This window comes from Acidovorax sp. FG60, assembly GCF_057808995.1.
Genome location: NZ_JBMDJC010000001.1, coordinates 245,997 through 265,564, shown reverse-complemented (window position 1 = coordinate 265,564; position 19,568 = coordinate 245,997). Strand labels below are relative to the sequence as shown.

Below are 19,568 nucleotides of genomic sequence, written 5' to 3'. Positions count from 1 at the left end.
AGAAGCTATGACTTTAGTAGCAATCATCTTGGCCACGCTGGCTGCGGGCATTGGCAGCGTGTGGCTGGCCGCACTGCTGATGCGGCTGGGCCTGGGCGGGCGCACCGACAGCGTGGGCCCCCAGCACCTGCTGAGCCTGGCGGCGGGCGCCCTGCTGGCCACGGCCTTCATGCATCTGCTGCCCGAGGCGTTCGAGAGCCAGGCGGGCGCTCACGACCTGTTTGCCACCTTGCTGGTGGGCGTGGTGTTTTTCTTCTTGCTGGACAAGGCCGAGCTGTGGCACCACGGGCATGAGCACAGCCACGCACAGCCCTCCACCCACGGCCACGTCCATGCAGACCACGATCACGCCCATGACCATGGCCATGCGCACCACCATCACCACGGGCCGCGCTCTGGCGGATGGGCGGTGCTCACGGGCGACAGCGTGCATTGTTTTGGCGACGGCATCCTGATCGCCTCGGCCTTCATGGCCGACATCCGCCTGGGCGTGATTGCCGCCGTGTCAGTGTTGGCGCACGAGGTGCCGCACCACATGGGCGACCTGGTGGTGCTGCGCCAGACCAGCCCCAACCGCCGCATGGCGCTGGTCAAGGTGTCGCTGGCGGGCGCCGTGACGGCGCTGGGCGGCGTGGTGGGCTACTTCCTGGTGGGGCAGCTGCAAGACTTCTTGCCCTACTTCCTGGCCGTGGCGTCGAGCAGTTTTGTGTATGTGGCGCTGGCCGACCTGATTCCCCAGCTGCAAAAGCGCCTCACGGCGCGCGAAACCATTGCGCAGATCGCCTGGCTGATTGCGGGCATGGTGATCGTGACGCTGGTGAGCGGGGCGGCGCACGCGCATTGACGCCCTTGACCTGGCTCAAGGCCGCGCCAGGTGGTTGTGCCATTCTGGTGAGATGACTTCCCCCCACGCCGCCACCGTCACCCTGGGCCTGCTCGCCCAGCCCACGCGTTTTCTGTTTTTTACGGGCAAGGGCGGCGTGGGCAAGACCTCGCTGTCCACCGCTGCGGCCATTGCCCTGGCGGATGCTGGTCGGCAGGTGCTGCTGGTCAGCACCGATGCAGCCTCCAACCTCGATGAAATGCTGGGCGTGCCGCTGTCCAACCAGCCAGTGGCTGTGCCCGGGGTGCCGGGGCTGCACATGCTCAACATCGACCCCGATACCGCCGCCGAGGCCTACCGCCAGCGTGTGCTCGCGCAGCTGGAGGCCACCGCCACCAGCGACGAACGCGCGACGGTGCGCGAGCAACTCTCGGGCGCCTGCACCACCGAGATCGCGGCGTTCGACGAATTTGCAGCGCTGCTGGCCAGCGAGGGCAGCGCCATCGGCCACGTGTTCGACCACGTGGTGTTCGACACGGCCCCCACCGGCCACACGCTGCGTCTGCTGAGCCTGCCCAAGGCCTGGACCGGATTCCTGGCGGGCAATGACCGGGGCGCCTCATGCCTGGGCCCGCACTCGGGGCTCAAGATGCAGGAGGCCCGCTTCAACGCCGCCCTGGCCGCGCTGAGCGACCCGGCCCTGACCACCGTGGTGCTGGTCACCCGCCCCGACCCCCGCCCCATGCAGGAGGCTGCGCGCACCGCGCTGGAGCTGCGCGCCCTGGGCTTGGCCAACCAGCGCCTGGCCATCAACGGCGTGTTCCATGCCAGCCAGCCGGGGCAGGATCCCGTGGCCGATGCCATCGAGGCCCTGGGCCGTCAAGCCATGGACCAGATGCCCGATGCGCTAGCGAACCTGCCCCGCGACGAGGTGCCGCTGCGCGCCTTCGACACCGTGGGCCTGCCCGCGCTGCGGGCATTGCTGGGGGACGGCGATGTGCCATTGGGCGCGCCTGCCGCCACGGCGGGTGTGCTGTTGCAGGCCGAACCCCTCTCGTCCTTGGCCGATGCACTGGCCGCCAAGGGCCACGGCCTCATCATGGTGATGGGCAAGGGCGGCGTGGGCAAAACCACCATCGCCGCCGCGCTGGCCGTGGGCCTGGTGCAGCGCGGGCACAGCGTGCACCTCACCACCACCGACCCGGCCGCCCATGTGCAAAGCCAGCTCGACGGCAGCCTGCCCGGCCTGAAGGTGGGGCGCATCGACCCGCAGGCAGAAACCCAGGCCTACATCGACAAGATCATGGCCACGCGCGGCAAGGCCCTGGACGACGCGGGCCGCGCCCTGCTGCTGGAAGACCTGCAATCGCCCTGCACGGAAGAGGTGGCCGTGTTCCATGCCTTCAGCCGCGTGGTCAACGAAGCGCGCAGCGCCTTTGTGGTGCTGGACACGGCGCCCACCGGCCACAGCCTGCTGCTGATGGACGCCACCGGCGCCTACCACCGGCAGATGACGCAGCAGTACGAAGGCAGCGCAAACTCCAAACACATCATCACCCCGCTCATGCGCCTGCAGGACGCTGACATGACCCATGTGGTCATCGTCACGCTGCCCGAAGTCACCCCCGTGAGCCAGGCGGCAGCGCTGCAGGACGACCTGCGCCGCGCCCACATCGAGCCCTGGGCCTGGGTCATCAACAAAAGCGTGGCGGCCACGGGCACCAGCGACCCGCTGCTGCAGGCCCGCCTGGTGGGCGAGCAACAGCAGGCCGCGCGCATTGCCAACGGCCTGGCGCAGCGCACTTATGTGCTGCCCTGGCTGGCTACGCCGCCGGTGGGGGTGGCTGCACTGGGCCAACTGGCGTCGGCGCCCCCAGCCACGATCCGTTGAGGCAAACAGGAATAGGGAATGGGGGGCAAGTGCCAAAGAAAAATAGCCGCCAGCGCTTATCAGTAAAGCGCAAGCAGCTATATTTTTGATAGCGAATGCCGGGCGGTGTGCCACCGCCTTGCGGCATTGCTGCGGTCAGAGCATGGTTTCGCGCTGTTGCTCGGCGCGCGATGCGCCAATGGCGGTTTCCACGTTCTTGACCTCTTCGGGAGGGGGCAGCACGGCAGGCAGGCCCAGCGCCTCCAGGGCCAGCTCGCGGCACCAGCCCTTGGTGTGGTACAGGTGGTGGTCCTCGTCTTTCTCCACCGCCTTGTGGGCCGATTTCAACGTCTGGCCCACGTCGCCCGTGGCCACCTCGGCCACCTTGCCCAGCAGCTCCCAATTGGCGTGGTCTTTCGTCTCGGCGTGCACCACACATTCACAGGCCACCAACTGGGCGGCGGCGGGGTTGCCCCCCTGTTTGGCCAGCAGCATGGCCTTGACCAGGGATTCGCCGATGTGTTTGACCACCGCCCGACTGGGCGACTGCGCATCGGGGTCCAGCCCCAGGGTGTCGCACAGGCTGCGCACCACATCCTGGTGGGTCAAGGTTTCTTCCAGATAGCTTTCCCATTCCTTCTTGAGATCGGGGTTCACGGCACAGGTGAGCGCGGTGCGGTACACCTGCTCGCCGCCGAGTTCGGTTTCCATCATCTGGAGCACAAGATCATCAAGCTGGTGGCTGTCGTAGTGGGCTTTGGGCATGGTTTCTCCTTGGGTGGTGGGGTTGGGAACGGGATGGACGCGTCATGCGAGGGTGCGGACCTTGGGTTCGCGCTCCCACTGGCGGGTCTGTGCGGCGGCGATGAAGCCCTGCGCGTCGGCGGGGTCCACCACGCCTGCGTCGGGCTCGATGCCACCGGCTTGCAGGATGGCCTGGGTGCCCTTGCAGGCGGCAATCGCCTTGAGGTGGCCGAACGCGTCGCGGAACCAGTCCACGGCGGCGGCCTCTTTGGCCAGCAGTGCGCCCATGTCGGGCGACAGGATGGAGGCCACAGCGTCAAACACAACCGATGGCGTGCCTTGCAGCTGTCCGTCGGCGGGCAACAGCGTGCCGTCTTTCAGCACGGCCCCGCCCACCTTGGGCGACACGATCTTGACGGTGGCGCCCACCTTCTCCAGCGCCTTGCGCAGGTTGGCCACCGTGTTGCCGTTGGAGCCATCGGCCACCAGGATGCCGATGCAGCGCCCCTGCAGCGTAGGCTTCATGCGGTCGATGATGCGCAGCGCGGGTGAAGGGGGCAGGTCCTGCACTGGCTCGGCGGCAGTCGGGGCGGGGGGCAGCGCCTGCATGCCCAGGCCGTCGGCTACGCGCTGGGCGAGGTCGGTGTCTACATGCTGCAGGTGGCCCACCACGGCTTCACGCACATGCACGGTGGCTACCTTGGACAGCTCGAATACCAAGGCCGACGCCATGTGGGCCTGCTCCAGCGGGCTCTGGCTGCGAAAGAACATGCGCGCCTGGCTGTAGTGGTCGGCAAAACTCTCGGGGCGGATACGGCCTTTTCCTCGGCCATCGCCGTCGTCGGCCTGAGCGAAGTGGCGGAAGCCTTGTGCCAGTGAGGCGCGTGGCGTGTCACCCTGCAGGCTGCTGGGTTCGTAGGCAACGCGGCCCTTGGGCACCTGCATCTGCATGTGACCGTCGCGCTGCATGTTGTGGAACGGGCACTTGGGCGCATTGATGGGGATCTGCGTGAAGTTGGGCCCGCCCAGGCGGGACAGCTGTGTGTCCACGTACGAGAACAGGCGGCCCTGCAGCAGCGGGTCGTTGCTGAAGTCGATGCCAGGCGGCACGTTGGCGGGGCAAAACGCCACCTGCTCGGTTTCTGCAAAGAAGTTGTCGGGCCAGCGGTTGAGCACCATGCGGCCAACAGGCTGCAGGGGCACCAGTTCTTCGGGGATGAGCTTGGTGGGGTCCAGGTGGTCGAACGGGAAGCGCTCGGCATCCTCCTCGGTGAAGAGCTGCACCGACAGCTCCCATTCCGGGAAGTCGCCCGCCTCGATGGCTTCGAACAGGTCGCGCCGGTGGAAGTCGTTGTCGGCCGATTGCAGCTTGACGGCTTCGTCCCACACCGTGGACTGGATGCCCAGCTTGGGACGCCAGTGGAACTTCACGAACGTGCTGTCGCCCACAGCATTGACGAGCCGGAAGCTGTGCACGCCAAACCCCTCCATCATGCGCAGGCTGCGCGGGATGGTGCGGTCGCTCATGGCCCACATGATCATGTGCATGGTTTCGGGCATCAGCGAGACAAAGTCCCAGAAGGTGTCGTGCGCACTGGCCGCCTGGGGGAACGCGCGGTCGGGTTCCATCTTCACCGCGTGCACCAGGTCCGGGAACTTCATCGCATCCTGGATGAAGAACACGGGGATGTTGTTTCCTACCAGGTCCCAGTTGCCTTCGGGCGTGTAGAACTTGACGGCAAAGCCGCGCACGTCACGCGGTGTGTCCACCGATCCCGCGCCGCCTGCCACGGTCGAAAAGCGCGTGAACACGGGCGTCTGCACGCCCACCTCCGTCAGCACCTTGGCGGTGGTGTATTGCTTGAGCGAATGCGTGAGTTCAAAGAAACCGTGGGCTGCCGAGCCGCGCGCATGCACGATGCGCTCGGGGATGCGCTCGTGGTCAAAGTGCGTGATCTTCTCGCGCAGGACGAAGTCTTCGAGCAGCGTGGGGCCGCGTGGCGACGGGCGCAGGGAATTCTGGTTGTCTGCCACCGGGATGCCCTGCTGCGTGGTCAGCACCGGGTGCTTGCCCCCGGCTTGCTGCTGCAACTCGCCTGCGTTGCCGCGAAATGTGTCTGACTGGGTGGAAGAGGGCAGGGCAGACGGCGATTTTTTTGCCGCGCCGCGCGAAGTGGGGGTTTGGGCCATGGGCGCTCCTGGGGGTTCTGGGTAATGAAACAAGACCAACCAACATCGTTGGACCCCCGTGCTTTTCGAGGAGTAGGACGCCGCCCCATCCGGGCGTCGTCGTCGTCAGGCAATGGCCCGTTGCCTGTGCGCTAAAGCCTCTCGGTGTTTGCTACGCTTGCGCCCATCCTGCAGGGCCCATTGCCTTGTGGCGCGACCCTCTCCTTTGCCCTTGCCAGACTGATCCATGTTCTACGCCATCCCCCTCGAAAACCGGCCCACCTGGCGCAACCCGCCCTGGATGACGGTGCTGCTGATCCTGGTGAACATGCTCGTGTTCTGGGGCCCGCAGCGCTCGGAAGAAAAGGCGCAGGACCGGGCGGCCGCCTTCTACGTGGCCAGCCCCTTGCCCGCCATCGAAGTCCCGCGTTTTGTGGCCTGGCTGGAAGAGACCGGCGACAAGCACCTCAAAGAGGCCCGCGCCCTGCAAAAGGCGGGCGACCATCGCATGCTGTTGCGCTGGATGGAGCAGGAAGACGGCTTTCAGCAGCGGCTGAAAAGCCCGCGCTTTGTGCCACCCGAAGACCCGCAGTACACCGACTGGAAGGCCGCGCGCACCCAGTACGAAGCCCGGATGCCAGCCCCCTTCACCCGCAAGTGGGCGCAGAACTTTGAAAAGGACGCGGAGCTGCGCCCCGTCACCTGGCTCACGGCCACCTTCTTGCACGGCAGCACCGGGCACCTCATCGGCAACATGGTGTTTTTGTTTCTGTTCGGCTTTTCGGTGGAGCTGGCACTGGGCCGGGGCTGGTACCTGGCGTTTTACCTGCTGGGTGGCCTGGGCGGCTCACTGCTGGCGGGCTGGGCCTATGCGGGCATGGGCAGCTACGGCCTGGGCGCTTCGGGCGCCGTGTCGGCCCTGATGGGCATGTACGCGGTGCTGTACCGGCTGCGGCGCGTGCGGTTTTTCTACCAGCTGTTTTTCTACTTCAACTACGTGACCGCACCGGCGTTGCTGCTGTTGCCCGCGTGGATTGCCAACGAGTTGCTGCAGCACTGGCTGAGCGGAAAGGGCGTGGCCTACATGGCCCACCTGGGCGGGCTGGTGACCGGCGCATCGCTGATGGCGCTGGCCATGCTGCTGCGCAAGAAACCGATGGAAGTGCCGGTGACGCAGGACGCCGCGCCCGACGACGGCTTTGACGCCCATGTGGCCAACGCCCAGCGCCTGGCGCAGGGCATGAAGTTCGAACAGGCCCTGACCCAGTGGCGCGCTGCAGCCAAGCTGCGCCCACAAGACCAGGCGGTGCTCAGCGCCTGGTTCAAAACGGCATCGCTGTGGCCCGACGGCGAAGACTTCCACCGCGCCGCGCGCCGCATCTTTCGCCTGCACGCCCACGACGAGCAGACGCTGCAGTTTCAGCACGCCAGCTACCGCACGTATTTTGAGAAGGCCAAGCCCGGTGCCCGTTTGCAGCCGGACGACATGGCCCGCCTCTCACGCCGCTTTGCGCGTGCGCAGCAATGGGGCGATGCCGAAAGGCTGTTCAACGCCTTGCACACGACTGCCCCCACGCACCCCGAGTTGGGCGACACGCTGGGCATGCTGGTGTCGGCCTTGTGCCATGCGGGGCGGCGCGAGCAGGCGGCTGCTTTGGGACCGCAGCTGAAGCAGCTGGCGCCGGGGAGTGCGGCGCTGCGGGGCCTGGCGTGAGGATTGTTTTTGGTAAATTTGGTGTTAACGCTTATTGAGTATGCGCAAGTAGCTATTAAATTGGTAGCAATTTCCGAAATCGCACTGCTAATTTCTACCGGTTGGGCTGAGCTGGTCGGAGCCTGGTCCACCGGCCCATCAATGCCGATGCGCCACCTGTTCCAGATGCCCGGCAGGCCCCTGGCTGTATCCCCCCATCGGCCCTCCAGGCGCAGTGGGAGGCGCAGCCGGTGGCGCCCGCCGCACGCGCGGCACCACGCTCAACTGCACGGTGTCCAGCACCGGTCCTGGCACCACGTTCAGCGCCTTGCGCGGCAAATCAATCAACTGCTCGGCATGCCACACCCGCACCTGCGCGGCACCATCCGGCACGCCCGCAAAGCGGGCAATGCCATCGGCATCGGTCTTCAGCGTCCAGCCCGAATCCGTCACAAACACATGGCCGCGCATGGAGCCGTGCAGGTGGCATGACAACAGCACCACCCCCGGCGTATCGAGCTTGACCTCAAAGGAGTTTGCAGGCTTGCCGTCGGCCTTGCCCGCCAGGCGCAGTTCAAAACCGCTGTTGGCTGTGCCCGCCGCAGCCGCCAGGCCCGCCGCCGCACCGCGCACGTGGTGGTCCCAGCGGTCCTGGTTGGTAAAGCGCACCGTGGCACCGGGCTCGACCACCGTGACGGCGGGCACAAAACGCATCTTTTCCTGCTCGATGGTGGGGTTGGCCTGCAGCAGGCTGGGCGATGTGCCGCCCGTGCCACCGGGGTACACCACCACCACGGCTTCGGGCACGGGCTTGCCGTCGCGGTCCAGCACCTGGATTTGAACATTTCCGGCGCTAGCGCTTGCCCACAAAGCGCTAGCAGCTACAAAAATCATAGTATTTTTCATAGGTACATTCTCAGCGGATGGTGATCACATCGCGGTGCATGGGCGCCAGCAAGGCCAGCAGGCGGTTTTGCTGTGCGAACGGTATGCCCTGGGCATCCATGGCGCTTTGCAGCACCTCCACCAGGGCGTTGAAGTGGCCCTTGGTGATGTCCATGTCGGCATGGGCTGATTTCATGTCAGCGCCTTCATATTTGCAAGGGCCACCGCTGAGCTGGCAGATCTGGTCCGTCAGGCTTTCCTTGAGCGCGGCGGGTTTGGTGTCCTTGAAGTGGCCGCCGATGCGTGGGTCCACCACCAGACGGTTCACAAAATCGTCCATCAGGCGCGCGATGCCGGGCTTTTCACCCAGGGCCTGGTAGAGGCCTGCCGGGGCCGTGGCCTTGGAGGCGCCGGTCTGGGCCAACGCTGGCTGGGCCAGCAGGCCGCCCAGGGCGAGTGCAAGGGCAATGAGGGTTTTGGGGTGGGTCATGGAAAAATCTCTTCAGAAAGCGACTTGGGCCGACAGGTAGTAGCCCGTCTGGCGGCGGTGGTTGGTGATGCCGGGCACGATGCGGCCCAGGTCTACATAGGCCAGCGTCAGTGACAGGTTCTTGCTGGGCGCCCAGGCGATGAAGATGTCTTTCCAGTCGTCCTCGCGCAACGCGGCGCCCAGGCCGGCGGCGGCGCCCAGCGCCTGCAGGTTGTTGGGTTTGAAGCGGACTTCGGCGCCCACCGCCAAGTTCTTGCTGATGAGGTACGCCACCGAGAACTCGGGCTGCAGGCTGCGGCGGTTCTTGCCGGGTGCGGCAGCGCCAAAGCCCAGCAGGCCGTTCTGGTTGGCGTTGGTGGAGCGCAGCGTGCCGTTGACCAGCAGGCTCTGCGCCAGCAGCAGCTTGGTGGCGCTCACATACACGTCGGTGCCGCTGGTTTGGGTGCCCAGAAAGTCGAGCACCGACCCGATGGAGCCAGTGCGCACGCGCTTGTGCTCCAGCCCCACGGCGATCTGCGGCATCCAGCTGTCGGCGTTCAGCACAGCATCGCCTGCCACCTTGACCTTGATGCCCACGATATCCATCTGGATGTGCTGCCCGGGGGTCACGCCAAACGGCGCAATGCCATTGAGCGCGATGGCGGGTGATGCGTCAAAGTCCTGCCGCGCCAGCGACAGCTCCACCCGGTCATGCAAACCGACCGCAACACCGTAGCCATTGAGGCCGTAGTCCTGCGTGGCGGCGCGCGTGGCGTAGCCGGAAAAGCCCACCTCGCCTTCGGTGGCGTTGCTGCCGATCACCGCCCAGGGGGTGAGCCCGCCACCGGCCGACCCGGCGATGGTGCTGACGCCCCCTGTGAGCAGCAGTTTGCCGGTGTCGGCATGGGCCACGGTGGCGGCCAAGGCAAGCGTGGCGGACACCGCAAGCCAGCGTGGATTCTTCATGGGGTCGCTCCTGGGTTGTAAATAAATGCTACACCGATGGAGGTACGTCAGGGCGCCTCCAGCGGATGCACATTCCAGAGCGCTGCCGAGGGTCTTTGAACCACGCCGCCGCTGGCGTGGTGGCTCAGCCCGAAAAAGCGATCCGCTGCACCGTCCAGTACAGCGACAACACCAGCAGCGCCGCCGAGCCCCCCCGCACCACCACCGTGCGGTAAAGCGCCCAACGCGCCAGCACCAAGGATGCTGCACACCACAGGGCCACCACCAGGAGTTGCCCCGCCTCGACCCCCAGGTTGAACCCCGCCAACGCCCACACCAGCGAGCTGCCTGAAATCCCTGCCTCCACCAGCACCCCCGAGAAGCCGAGGCCGTGGATCAGGCCAAAGCCCAGCGCCAGCCAGTGGCCGCGCAGGCCCCGGACGGGGAACAGATTCAGCAGCGCCGAGATACCAATGCTGATCGCAATGGCAGGTTCCACCCAATTGCCCGACACCGTCACCCAGCCCAGGCCCGCCAGTGCCAGCGTGACCGAGTGGCCCAAGGTAAAGAGCGTGACGGTGACCAAAAGCGCCTTCAGCCCGGTACGGCGATCCAGAGCGTCAGTCGTCCGGGACGCAGGCAGCTGCTTTGTCATCGGTTGCGGGCTGCGAGGCAGAGGCTGCCGCACCAGCGAAATGGGCAGCAACAGCGCCAGCAAAAAGGCCAGGTGGTCATAGCCTTGCAGAATGTGGTGCACCCCTTCGGCCACAAATTGCAGCAGTGTTGCCACACCACTGCGTGGGGATGCGGGCTCCTGGGCGTCTGCACCTCCAGCCCCTTGCGCACCTGGCTCCCCTTGGGGTGCGACACCGCTGCCTGCGGACCGCAGGTCGGTGCTGGCGCGCCCATCGGGGGCCAGCACGGCCGCCAGCGGCTGGCCGCCGAGCACACCGCCCACCAGCAGGCGGTGCGTGGGGTCGATGCCCTGCATCAGCCCGTAGCGCAGGGTGACCGCCTGGGCTGGCGCACAGGGGAGCGTGGCAGCCAGTCGCGCGTAACGGCCATCGGTGCGCTGCTCGAGCGCTTCAAAGCGCCAGGCAGGGGCCGTCGCCGTGCCGTCGCACTGCCACAACATGCGCTGGCCCACCCACTGGACGATGGCGGGCATGGACTGCCGCACCTCCCCCCAGGTGAGCTGGCGGTCGCCATCGGCATCGAGCTGCTCCAGCGCGGCATCCGCATCCTTCAACGCCACCGACAGCACCAGGCCCACCGATACGCCCGCCCCTGCAGCGCCCTCGGGCGCCGGGGCATCCGCCACCCGCAGGTAGGCGTCGCTGGCCTTGTGGGCCCGTGCGCTGGGCACCAGCGCCGCGGCAAGCAACACGACCGCCACCATGGCCCGCAGGGGGGCCGTTATCCAGTGTTCGCAGCGCATCATTGGCCTCCCCGGGGTTGCCAGCGCGCCAGGCGCACGTCCTGCAGCCCGGTTTGCAGGAGGGCCTGCCGCACCGCCTGGTGGGCGGCAGCGTCGCCCGATTGTTCAGAGGTCTGCAGTGCAAGCCACCAGTCGAGTGGCTCTTTTTGCAGGGCAAGGTTGGTGCGGGCCGCCATCCATGCGGCGGCGGGTTGCCCGTGCAACCACAACGCCAACAGGGCGCGCTCACGGGCATGGGCATCCAGCCCCTCACCGCGCGCCGCGATGGCGGCAAACCGCGCTTCCAGGTCGCGCGCCAGGGGCTGCCACGCGGCGTCCCCCATCAGCCGCAGGGCCTGTGCGCGCCGCAGCAGCACGGCATCGCTTTCGGGCTGGTGCCTGAGTACCTCCAGCGCGGCGCTCGCACGGTTGCGGCGCAGCAGCTGGTCGGCATAGGCCAGCGCGGTGTAGCCGTCGGGGGCATCGGCCAGGCTGCGGCGGTAGGCAGCGTCGGCGGCATCATCGCGCCCTGCGCGCTCTTCGCTTTCGGCCAGCAGCGACCCGATCCAGGCCCGCTGGGAGGCATCCCCCGCAGCCTGCTGCCACAGGGCGGTGAGACCGCTGCGCGCAGCATCGTGCTGACCTTGAAGTGAACGGGTTTCAAGCAGGCAGGCGGTGGCATACAGCGTGGCGCCGTAGCGCGCCACGTTGCGACAGGCGGCCTCGGCGGCCTCATAGCGCGCGGCCACACGCTCCAGCGTGGCCAGCGTGAGCCAGCCCTGCACCTGCGCGGGGTTGGCCTGCAAGGCACGCTCCAGCGTGGCGCGCGCTGCTGCAAATTCATGGCGCCCTTGTTCCACGGTGGCCTGCAACACCAGCAGATCGGCGGGGGCATCGGCCTGGCCCCACCAGCGTGCCAGGGCCGCTTGAGCCCGGCCCAGGTAACGCGGGTCCGCCGTCTCGCGTGACAACGTGATCCAGCGCCGGGCGATGGTGGCGGCGGCCTGGGGGGTTGCGGGGGCTGCAGCCACGCGTTCAGGCAGGCGCTCGACCACATCGGCATCCAGGCCGGGGGGCAAGTCCTGCGGCAAGGCCGCTGCGGCCGTGCCAGCCCAGAACATCAGGTGCAGGGCCGCGCACACAAGGTGGGAAGGTTTCTTCATGGGCTCGTGACAACAAACGGGTATGGGAGGAGGCAGACTCACCCACGGATACCCCTGGCTACGCCCATTCAGGGCGCAGCCAGGGGCATCGCGGAAGGTCAGAGCCGCGAATCGGGCTCTTCGGTCTCGGTGCTGGACAGCACCAGCTGGTCCACCGCCTGAGGCTCGGTGGTGTCCGACGCGCCGCTGGCCACAATGGGCTGCACGTAAGCGAACGCGTTCACCATCACGGGGCCCCCATTGCCAGGGTCTGCCGTGTTGTCACCGCCTCCGCCCCCGCCGCAACCGGTGATGGCCAATGCCGCCACCGAGGTGAGCGCCAGGTGCTGAATCCGAAGGTTTTTTTGCATGGTGTGTCTCCTTCGGATCAGAAGTTCTTGGCACCGGGCAGTGGTGGGTTCACGTAGGGGAATGCTGTGCGGTAGTCGGTGGCCTTCGTGCGCGAGCCATCGACAAATGCAACGCCTCCTGCCGGGGCGTCACCGGGCTTGCAGCCCACCTTGAGTGCATCCGAGGCACCGGTCACCGTGCACAGCGCACCCATGGCCACACGCAGGGACACGTCCACCACATCGTCGCCCAGGCGGCGCCCGTTGGGGAAGCCTGCCGCATCGCCGGCGACCACGCCCAGGGAGCTTTGTGCAGCCACTGGCGTGGCCGCAATGCTGGTGTTCAGGCGCAGCATTTCGGCCAGGGGCCCGCCTGCGCCCAGGCCGGTGATGTTTCCGGGGCGGTTTACCGTGGGCAGGCCCGTGAGGAACGCCGTCATCAAATCAGTGCGCGGGAAGTTGGTGGGGGCCTTGGCGCCAAACAGCGTCTCGACCAGCGCGGGCAGCGTGGGGTGTGTCACATAGTCCGCAAAGTTGGCGGCATCGTCCTTGGGCTTGGACGCGTTGAACTTGTCCTTGTCTTTCAGGCCGATCACCACCTCATTGACCAGCGGCATGCCCAGGCGCGAGACCTGCGTCCATGCGCCACCGGCCTTCTCGCTGGCCTGCAGGCCCGAGTCCGGCTTGCCGTTGAGCAGGCGGGCCTGGCGCAGGCTGGCAGTGGTCCAGCCGCCAATTACCTTCTCGCCCGATGCAGCCGTGAGGCAACTGGTGGGCACTTCCACGGACAGCGAGGTCACGTTCTTGTCGGCAATCTGGCCGGCACCAAAAGCCGCTGCATTCGACTCGCTGGTGATGACCGCAGCGGGCGCATTCACCAGGTCAAAGATGGTGCCCAGCGACACAGGGAACGGGTCCTGCCGCTGGCCCACAAACACCTTGCCGGGCGTGGAGCAGCCGGGGATGTTGATGCCATACACATATTTGCTGGCATAGGCGTCGTAGGCAGCGGCATTGCCCAGGGATTTTTCTCCGATGTAATCGATGGGCTTGGTGAAGGTGGTGCCCCCGCCAGCCATGCTGATCTGCTCGCGCTTGCCGGTGCGGCGGTCACCGCGCACGATGAACATCTCGTACTCTTCGCGGTAGGCCAGCGGGTCGGCCGCCGCGCCGCTGATGCCCCCGGCGTTGCGCAGCGGGATCGCTACCTTCTTGCGGGCACCGTCAGGGCCGATGTCGAGGGTGATGCCGTTGCCACCGTTGTTCAGCGTGTTTTTGAAGCGGAACTGGAAGGTGATGTCCTCCGCCGCGTCGCCGTTGTTGTCGATGTGGATCTCATACAGCGCATTCGGGTCCAGGCTGAAGTAGTTGGGGCCGCCATAGGCATCCTGCAGCGGCAGGTAGTTGGCGATCATGGTGACAAAGCCCGCGCGGCCCGGTTCGTAGCTGTTGAACAGGTAGAAATCGGCGCCGTCAACCTTGGGCTGGGTCGTGATGAACGGTGCTTCGCGGTGGCTGGACGCCAGGCTGACGCCCGCTGCGCTGGCCGCCAGGGCAGCCAGCACGGCCAGACTGATTCTTCTCAATGGCATGGAGATCTCCTCGTAGGTGGATAGAGAGGTGCCAAGCACCCCACCACCTATACGGCGAAGGGAACCCTCTGGATTCAGCGGCTGCGACGATTCTTTGTGGGAGGCGTCCCGCCGCCCCATGCGGCAACCCCACGCGGCAATCCCATGCAGCAGCCCGCTGTGTGCCGTTCAGGTGGCCTTGCGGATCAGTGCACCCTTGAACAGCACCGGCCCGGTCGGGCCTGTGGCGCTGGGTACGCCGCCCAGCGGCTCCAGGCTGATGGCCAGTGTGGGCACTTCCTTCACATCACCTTCCTGGGCCACCAGCTTGAGCAGCTTGTCGTGCCCCAGCACACCGAGCGAGCGTGGGCCCTGGCCGGGTGGCAGCGCCCACAGTTGCAGCGACTTGTCCGCCCCCTCCTGAAAGCCGCCCACGCGCTGCAGCACCAGCTGGTTGTTCTTGGGGTCGAAGGTGACCAGCATCGACGCGTCCGCCTTGTCGTCGGCCAGCACGGCCACGTACTGGATCTGGGGTGTGGCCTGCAGTTGCTGCTGCAGCGTGGCAATCTGCGCGCCGGTGGTGGCACGCAGGCCACCATTGACCTGCACGCCGACCACCACGGCCGCCAGCGTGGCGATGGCCCCCGCAGCGGCAGCACCGCGCCACACCAGCAGGTTGCGCCACCAGCCACCGGGGGCCGCAGCAGCCGGGGGCACACGCGCAGCCTGCATGGCCGCCGCAGCCTTGTCGGCCTGTACGAGGTTGTCGATGCGGGTCCACACGGCGGGGGCGGGGTCGATGGCAGGTTGCAGCTCGGTCAGGCCCGACCAGCGGGTCTGCCACACCAGGGCGGCGGCGCGCACGGTGGCATGTTCGCGTGCCAGTGTTTCAAAGCGGCGGCGGGCGCCGCCGCGCAGCGTGCCCAGGGCATAGCTGGCGGCCAGGCGGTCGAGCAGGTCGGGGTGTTGGGTGATGTTCATCGTGGACCTTCCGTGCTCAGGCGTAACGCGCCATGCAGGTGCGCAGTTGCTCCAGCCCCCGGCGGATCCAGGTCTTCACGGTGCCCAGCGGCAACTTGAGCTGCTCGGCCAGTTCGCCGTGACTCTGGTCACGCAGATAGGCCAGGCTGACCACCTCGCGTTGTTTGTGGTCGAGCTTGCCCAGGCAGTGGTGCAGCGCAAACGACTGCTCGCTGGCATCGGCCGTGTCCATGGGGTTGGGCGAATCGCCCTCCAGCGTCTGGGCCAGTTCGTCGTCCAGCTCGTTCATGAGGTCGGCCCGGTCGCTGCTGCGCTTGCGCAGCGCATCCAGCGCCCGGCTGCGCACGATGAGCCCCATCCACGCCATGGGCGGGCTGAGTGATGCGCGGTAGTTGCCGGCGCCGCGCCAGATGCTCAGGAAGGCCTCCTGCAGCACGTCCTCGGCCACATCGCGGTTGCGCACAATGCGCAAGGCCAGGCCAAAAAGCGGCGACGAGGTACGCTCGTACAGCCTTTTGAGCGCAGAGTCTTCCTGCGCGGCGATGCGGTCAAGGAGTTCCATCAGTTCACGGTCTGGTTGGGGGGTGCTCATGCGCCCATTCTCTGGGATGGATCGGGTTTCAAGGACTTGCGGGGCTTTGCTGTAGCTGAATACGCCACAAAAGGGAGGATGGATTCACCCGGAAGCCAGAAACAACAAAGGCCGCAGCGCGGCCTTTGCAAGGGCGAGTCGGCAAGACTCAGGTCGGATAGGTGCCTGGCAACAGAATGGAGCGGTCCACTGTGTTGATGTTGGTGTGGCCGCAGAACGCCATGGTGATGTCCAGCTCCTTCTGGATGATCTGCAGCGCGCGGGTCACGCCTGCCTCACCAAAGGCCCCCAGGCCATACAGGAAGCTGCGGCCGATCAGCGTGCCCTGCGCGCCCAGCGCACGGGCCTTGAGCACGTCCTGCCCGCTGCGGATGCCGCCGTCCATCCACACCTCGATGTCCTTGCCCGCCGCAGCGGCAATGCCGGGCAGCGCGGCGATGGAGGATGGGGCGCCATCGAGCTGGCGGCCGCCGTGGTTGCTGACGATGAGCGCATCGGCGCCGCTGTTGACGGCCAGGCGCGCGTCTTCGGCGTCCATGATGCCCTTCAAGATCAGCTTGCCGCCCCAGCGCTTCTTGATCCACTCCACATCGCCCCAGTTGAGCTGCGGATCGAACTGTTCGGCCGTCCACGACGACAGCGACGACAGATCGCCCACGCCCTTGGCATGGCCCACGATGTTGCCAAATGAGCGGCGCGGGGTGCCCAGCATGCCGAGGCACCAGCGCGGCTTGGTGGCCAGGTTGATGAGGTTGGCGACGGTGGGGCGGGGCGGGGCCGAGAGGCCGTTCTTGATGTCCTTGTGGCGCTGGCCCAGGATCTGCAGGTCCAGCGTGAGCTGCAGCGCTGAGCAGTTGGCGGCTTTGGCGCGGTCGATCAGGCGCTCGATGAAGTCGCGGTCACGCATCACGTACACCTGGAACCAGAACGGGTGGTTGCCCGTGTGCTGGGCAACGTCTTCGATGGAGCAGATGCTCATGGTCGAGAGCGTGAACGGGATGCCAAACGCCTTGGCCGCCTTGGCACCCAGGATCTCGCCGTCGGCATGCTGCATGCCGGTGAGACCCGTGGGCGCAATGGCCACGGGCATGGCCACGTCCTGGCCGACCATGGTGGTGCGGGTGCTGCGGCCCTCCATGTTCACGGCCACGCGCTGGCGCAGCTTGATGCGCTGAAAGTCGCTTTCGTTGGCGCGGTAGGTGCCCTCGGTGTACGAACCCGAATCGGCGTAGTCATAAAACATGCGCGGCACACGGCGCTGGGCAATGACACGCAGGTCTTCAATGCAGGTGATTTTGGACAGATCGGGCACGCGGACGCTCCAGAAAGGGGTTGCACAGGGGGCTGCACAGGGGGCAGACAGGACTGCGCCGAATGGTAGGCACTTGCCTGCGGGTGGGCCATCAAAATTATTTGTGCGGGCTGCAACAAATTTCCAAGGCGGTGGGAGAGCGGGGGCCTTGGAGGGGCAAGAATTTCAAGGAAATCGGCTGCTAGCGCTTATTTGGAAAGCGCTAATAGCTATAAAAGTTATAGCGAAATACCACGCCAAAACTCTGGCGGCTTATGGATCCTGCCCAGCCTCCACAGCGGCCAGCACCACCTCGGGCTCGGCGTCCGGGCCCCGGTAGAGCATGAAGCGCATGCGCCCGCCGCGTTTGGCGGCGTACATGGCGCTGTCGGCATGGCGCGAGAGCGCATCGAACGTATCGCCGTGCTGAGGGAAGAGTGCGATGCCGCCGCTCAGCCCCACCTGCAGAAAACGCCCCGCCAGCGCGAAGGGCGCGTCGCACGACGCAAGGATCTTGCGCGCCACGTGGCAGGCGGCCTCGGCGCCGTCCAGCCCCGGCAGCAGCACCACAAACTCATCCCCGCCCTGGCGGCACACGGTGTCGGACGCGCGCACGGCAGCCTTCAGGCGCTGCGCAAACTGCACCAGCAGCAGGTCGCCCACATCGTGGCCCAGGGTATCGTTCACGTCCTTGAAGCCGTCCAGGTCCAGGTACATCACGGCCAGGCACTTGCCGTCGCGGCGGGCCTGCGAGATGGCCAGCTGGGCGCGGTCTTGCAGCAGCACGCGGTTGGGCAGGTCGGTCAGTGCGTCGTACTGGGCCAGGTGGGCCATGCGCTCGGCCATGACCACCGATTCGGTCACGTCGCGCAGTACGGCCACGGCGCCGGTCACCGTGCCATGGCGGTCGGTGATGGGGCTGGCGGTTTCCTCCACTTGAAAGCGCTGGCCATTGGTGCGGTGCAACAGCACGCCCCGCACGGGGGGAGTCGCCATGCCGCACTGGATGGCCGCACGCAGCGTGTTGGTCAAAGGCTCATCGTTGTCAGGGCTGCGCAGGCTCACCACCTCGTCCACGGTGTGGCCTGCCGCATCAAACGCCTGCCAGCCCGTCAGGCGTTCTGCCACGGGGTTGAGGTAGGTCACCATGCCCTTCGCGTCCGAGCAGACCACTGCGTCGCCAATGGCTTGCAGCATCAGGCGCACGCGCTCTTTCTCGTCGAACAGCTCGTTCTCCATGTGCTTGCGCTCGGTAATATCCGTCACTTGCACGAAGAGCCCGGTGACCACGCCGCGCGCGTCTGCGTCGGGCAGGTAGGAGACGATACTGTGCCGCGGCTGGCCTTTCGGGTTCTGGTCCGTACGTTCAAAGCGCTGCGGTGCACCCGCCAACGCCAGGTCGTAGTAGGGCTTGCTGGCCGCGTAGCGGGATTCGCTGAGCAGCTCGCTGATATGCCGGCCGCGCACAGGCACCGGGTAGGTGCCGAACTCCTCGAGTGCCGCCCGGTTGGCAAAGCGGTTGTGCATACTGGCATCCCAGTAGGCAATCATCGAAGGCACGTTGTCGAGGATGGTGCGCAGGTCATGCTCAGCCTCGGCCAAACGCGCCGAAACCTGCTGGCGCAGCACCAGCTCACGCACGAACAGCAGCGCCAACCCAAGGCAGCCAGCCATCAACAGCGCAGCAAAACCACCCAGGACCCAGGCACTGCTCCTCCACTTGGCCAAGATGGTGTCGGTGGACTGGGCCACGTTCAGAATCAGGGGGTAGTTGCCCACAGGCCGGAAGGAGTACAGACGCTCCACGCCGTCGAGCGCGGCCTTACCGACAAAAGAGCCTGTGCCCTCGGCCTGAAAACGCAGCAGGTTAGGCGTACCAGCGATGGTTTTGCCGACATCAGCATCACCATACGGAAAGCGGGAGATCACCACCCCGTCCCGCCGAAACATGTTGACCCCGCTGTTGGAGCCCAGGTCCAGCGAACCAAACAGTTCGTTGAAATAACTCAGGCGGATAGCGCCGACCACCACCCCGGCAAAGCTGCCGTCTGCATGGAAGTACGGACGAGAAATGGGCAGGATGTTCAGACCCGTCACCCGTGAAGGCACGGGCTTGCCGAAGAACAGCTCCCGCTCGCCCCGCTCACTGAATGCCAGAAAGTAGTCGCGGTCGCCCAAGTTGGTGCGGCGAGGGGTCAGGGAGCCCGAGTCCAGAATGACGTTGCCCTGAGCGTCCAGCACCAGCACATCGCCCGCGCCGCGCGCACGCAGCGAGTTGTCAAACACCACCCGCGCACGCAGGTCGGGTGGCAGCGCCCATACCTCGGGCCGTGCCACCTCGCGGGCCACGCCCTCCAGGGATTTGTCGAACGAGTCCAGCGACCAGGCCAGGCCCTGCTCCATGGTGCGGGCCAGGTTGGAGTTGGTCTGCACCGCGTAGCTCCATTCGTCGTTGCGAATGGTCCAGATGGTGCGGGCAAACAAGGCACCAATGCCCAGAGCCACCAGCAAAGCCAGCCATATGAGGCGGTGAGAGAAAAACTGGCGAAGGGAGGGCATAGGGATAGTTTGTAACTATTTTAAACAGCCGCCTTGACAGGGACTTGGCCCCAAGTCACACCGTATT

16 protein-coding genes are annotated in these 19,568 nt (G+C 66.3%); 3 read left to right on the top strand and 13 right to left on the bottom strand.

Annotated elements, in window-relative coordinates:
- The first annotated feature begins 7 nt into the window (after window positions 1–7).
- Together ACODS0_RS01210 and arsA are read left to right on the top strand one after the other, a co-directional pair.
- Window positions 8–844, top strand: coding sequence for a ZIP family metal transporter (locus ACODS0_RS01210; RefSeq protein WP_121505704.1), 837 nt, complete (start codon window positions 8–10; stop codon window positions 842–844).
- Between the two features lie 52 nt (window positions 845–896).
- A complete protein-coding gene (gene arsA, locus ACODS0_RS01205) occupies window positions 897–2,714 on the top strand; it encodes an arsenical pump-driving ATPase (RefSeq protein WP_488832171.1) in 1,818 nt (605 codons plus the stop codon).
- Between the two features lie 135 nt (window positions 2,715–2,849).
- Here arsA and ACODS0_RS01200 read toward each other — a convergent pair whose 3' ends face one another.
- Together ACODS0_RS01200 and ACODS0_RS01195 are read right to left on the bottom strand one after the other, a co-directional pair.
- A complete protein-coding gene (locus tag ACODS0_RS01200; RefSeq protein WP_055400597.1) occupies window positions 2,850–3,458 on the bottom strand; it encodes a hypothetical protein in 609 nt (202 codons plus the stop codon).
- 42 nt (window positions 3,459–3,500) lie between these two features.
- Window positions 3,501–5,627, bottom strand: coding sequence for a catalase (locus tag ACODS0_RS01195; RefSeq protein ID WP_488832168.1), 2,127 nt, complete (start codon window positions 5,625–5,627; stop codon window positions 3,501–3,503).
- Between the two features lie 226 nt (window positions 5,628–5,853).
- On the opposite strand from ACODS0_RS01195, the gene ACODS0_RS01190 reads away from it, so the two are divergent.
- Complete coding sequence (locus ACODS0_RS01190; protein WP_488832165.1) at window positions 5,854–7,320, top strand: rhomboid family intramembrane serine protease; 1,467 nt, start codon at window positions 5,854–5,856, stop codon at window positions 7,318–7,320.
- Window positions 7,321–7,458: 138 nt separating this feature from the next.
- On the opposite strand, the gene ACODS0_RS01185 is transcribed toward ACODS0_RS01190, so the two are convergent.
- The 11 genes from ACODS0_RS01185 to ACODS0_RS01135 form a co-directional block, all read right to left on the bottom strand.
- Complete coding sequence (locus ACODS0_RS01185) at window positions 7,459–8,205, bottom strand: cupredoxin domain-containing protein (protein ID WP_228896661.1); 747 nt, start codon at window positions 8,203–8,205, stop codon at window positions 7,459–7,461.
- Between the two features lie 10 nt (window positions 8,206–8,215).
- Window positions 8,216–8,674, bottom strand: coding sequence for a group I truncated hemoglobin (locus ACODS0_RS01180; RefSeq protein WP_488832160.1), 459 nt, complete (start codon window positions 8,672–8,674; stop codon window positions 8,216–8,218).
- Window positions 8,675–8,686: 12 nt separating this feature from the next.
- On the bottom strand, window positions 8,687–9,619 hold the full coding sequence (locus ACODS0_RS01175; RefSeq protein WP_488832158.1) for a DUF3034 family protein: 933 nt from the start codon (window positions 9,617–9,619) through the stop codon (window positions 8,687–8,689).
- A 124-nt stretch (window positions 9,620–9,743) separates the two neighbouring features.
- Complete coding sequence (locus ACODS0_RS01170) at window positions 9,744–11,036, bottom strand: HupE/UreJ family protein (RefSeq protein ID WP_488832155.1); 1,293 nt, start codon at window positions 11,034–11,036, stop codon at window positions 9,744–9,746.
- Window positions 11,036–12,178, bottom strand: a complete 1,143-nt coding sequence (locus tag ACODS0_RS01165; protein ID WP_488832153.1) for a hypothetical protein — start codon at window positions 12,176–12,178, stop codon at window positions 11,036–11,038. The genes ACODS0_RS01170 and ACODS0_RS01165 overlap by 1 nt, the downstream gene beginning before the upstream one ends.
- 98 nt (window positions 12,179–12,276) lie before the next feature.
- Entirely contained in the window at window positions 12,277–12,528 is a 252-nt protein-coding gene (locus tag ACODS0_RS01160) for a hypothetical protein (protein WP_218300515.1), read from the bottom strand.
- Window positions 12,529–12,545: 17 nt separating this feature from the next.
- Window positions 12,546–14,099: a DUF4331 domain-containing protein gene (locus ACODS0_RS01155; RefSeq protein WP_228896669.1), complete on the bottom strand. Its 1,554-nt coding sequence runs from the start codon at window positions 14,097–14,099 to the stop codon at window positions 12,546–12,548.
- 168 nt (window positions 14,100–14,267) lie between these two features.
- Window positions 14,268–15,059: an anti-sigma factor gene (locus tag ACODS0_RS01150; protein ID WP_121420811.1), complete on the bottom strand. Its 792-nt coding sequence runs from the start codon at window positions 15,057–15,059 to the stop codon at window positions 14,268–14,270.
- Between the two features lie 16 nt (window positions 15,060–15,075).
- Complete coding sequence (locus ACODS0_RS01145) at window positions 15,076–15,651, bottom strand: RNA polymerase sigma factor (protein WP_121420810.1); 576 nt, start codon at window positions 15,649–15,651, stop codon at window positions 15,076–15,078.
- Between the two features lie 148 nt (window positions 15,652–15,799).
- A complete protein-coding gene (locus tag ACODS0_RS01140) occupies window positions 15,800–16,963 on the bottom strand; it encodes an alpha-hydroxy acid oxidase (protein WP_055400613.1) in 1,164 nt (387 codons plus the stop codon).
- A 252-nt stretch (window positions 16,964–17,215) separates the two neighbouring features.
- Entirely contained in the window at window positions 17,216–19,501 is a 2,286-nt protein-coding gene (locus ACODS0_RS01135; protein WP_488832147.1) for a bifunctional diguanylate cyclase/phosphodiesterase, read from the bottom strand.
- Window positions 19,502–19,568: the final 67 nt, after the last annotated feature.

Coding starts and splice junctions, on each gene's coding strand:
- ACODS0_RS01195 (WP_488832168.1), bottom strand. CDS start 5,627: ATGGCCCAAACCCCCACTTCGCGCGGCGCGGCAAAAAAATCGCCGTCT.
- ACODS0_RS01200 (WP_055400597.1), bottom strand. CDS start 3,458: ATGCCCAAAGCCCACTACGACAGCCACCAGCTTGATGATCTTGTGCTC.
- ACODS0_RS01180 (WP_488832160.1), bottom strand. CDS start 8,674: ATGACCCACCCCAAAACCCTCATTGCCCTTGCACTCGCCCTGGGCGGC.
- ACODS0_RS01150 (WP_121420811.1), bottom strand. CDS start 15,059: ATGAACATCACCCAACACCCCGACCTGCTCGACCGCCTGGCCGCCAGC.
- ACODS0_RS01155 (WP_228896669.1), bottom strand. CDS start 14,099: ATGCCATTGAGAAGAATCAGTCTGGCCGTGCTGGCTGCCCTGGCGGCC.
- ACODS0_RS01135 (WP_488832147.1), bottom strand. CDS start 19,501: ATGCCCTCCCTTCGCCAGTTTTTCTCTCACCGCCTCATATGGCTGGCT.
- ACODS0_RS01185 (WP_228896661.1), bottom strand. CDS start 8,205: ATGAAAAATACTATGATTTTTGTAGCTGCTAGCGCTTTGTGGGCAAGC.
- ACODS0_RS01165 (WP_488832153.1), bottom strand. CDS start 12,178: ATGAAGAAACCTTCCCACCTTGTGTGCGCGGCCCTGCACCTGATGTTC.
- ACODS0_RS01210 (WP_121505704.1), top strand. CDS start 8: ATGACTTTAGTAGCAATCATCTTGGCCACGCTGGCTGCGGGCATTGGC.
- arsA (WP_488832171.1), top strand. CDS start 897: ATGACTTCCCCCCACGCCGCCACCGTCACCCTGGGCCTGCTCGCCCAG.
- ACODS0_RS01175 (WP_488832158.1), bottom strand. CDS start 9,619: ATGAAGAATCCACGCTGGCTTGCGGTGTCCGCCACGCTTGCCTTGGCC.
- ACODS0_RS01190 (WP_488832165.1), top strand. CDS start 5,854: ATGTTCTACGCCATCCCCCTCGAAAACCGGCCCACCTGGCGCAACCCG.
- ACODS0_RS01160 (WP_218300515.1), bottom strand. CDS start 12,528: ATGCAAAAAAACCTTCGGATTCAGCACCTGGCGCTCACCTCGGTGGCG.
- ACODS0_RS01145 (WP_121420810.1), bottom strand. CDS start 15,651: ATGAGCACCCCCCAACCAGACCGTGAACTGATGGAACTCCTTGACCGC.
- ACODS0_RS01170 (WP_488832155.1), bottom strand. CDS start 11,036: ATGCGCTGCGAACACTGGATAACGGCCCCCCTGCGGGCCATGGTGGCG.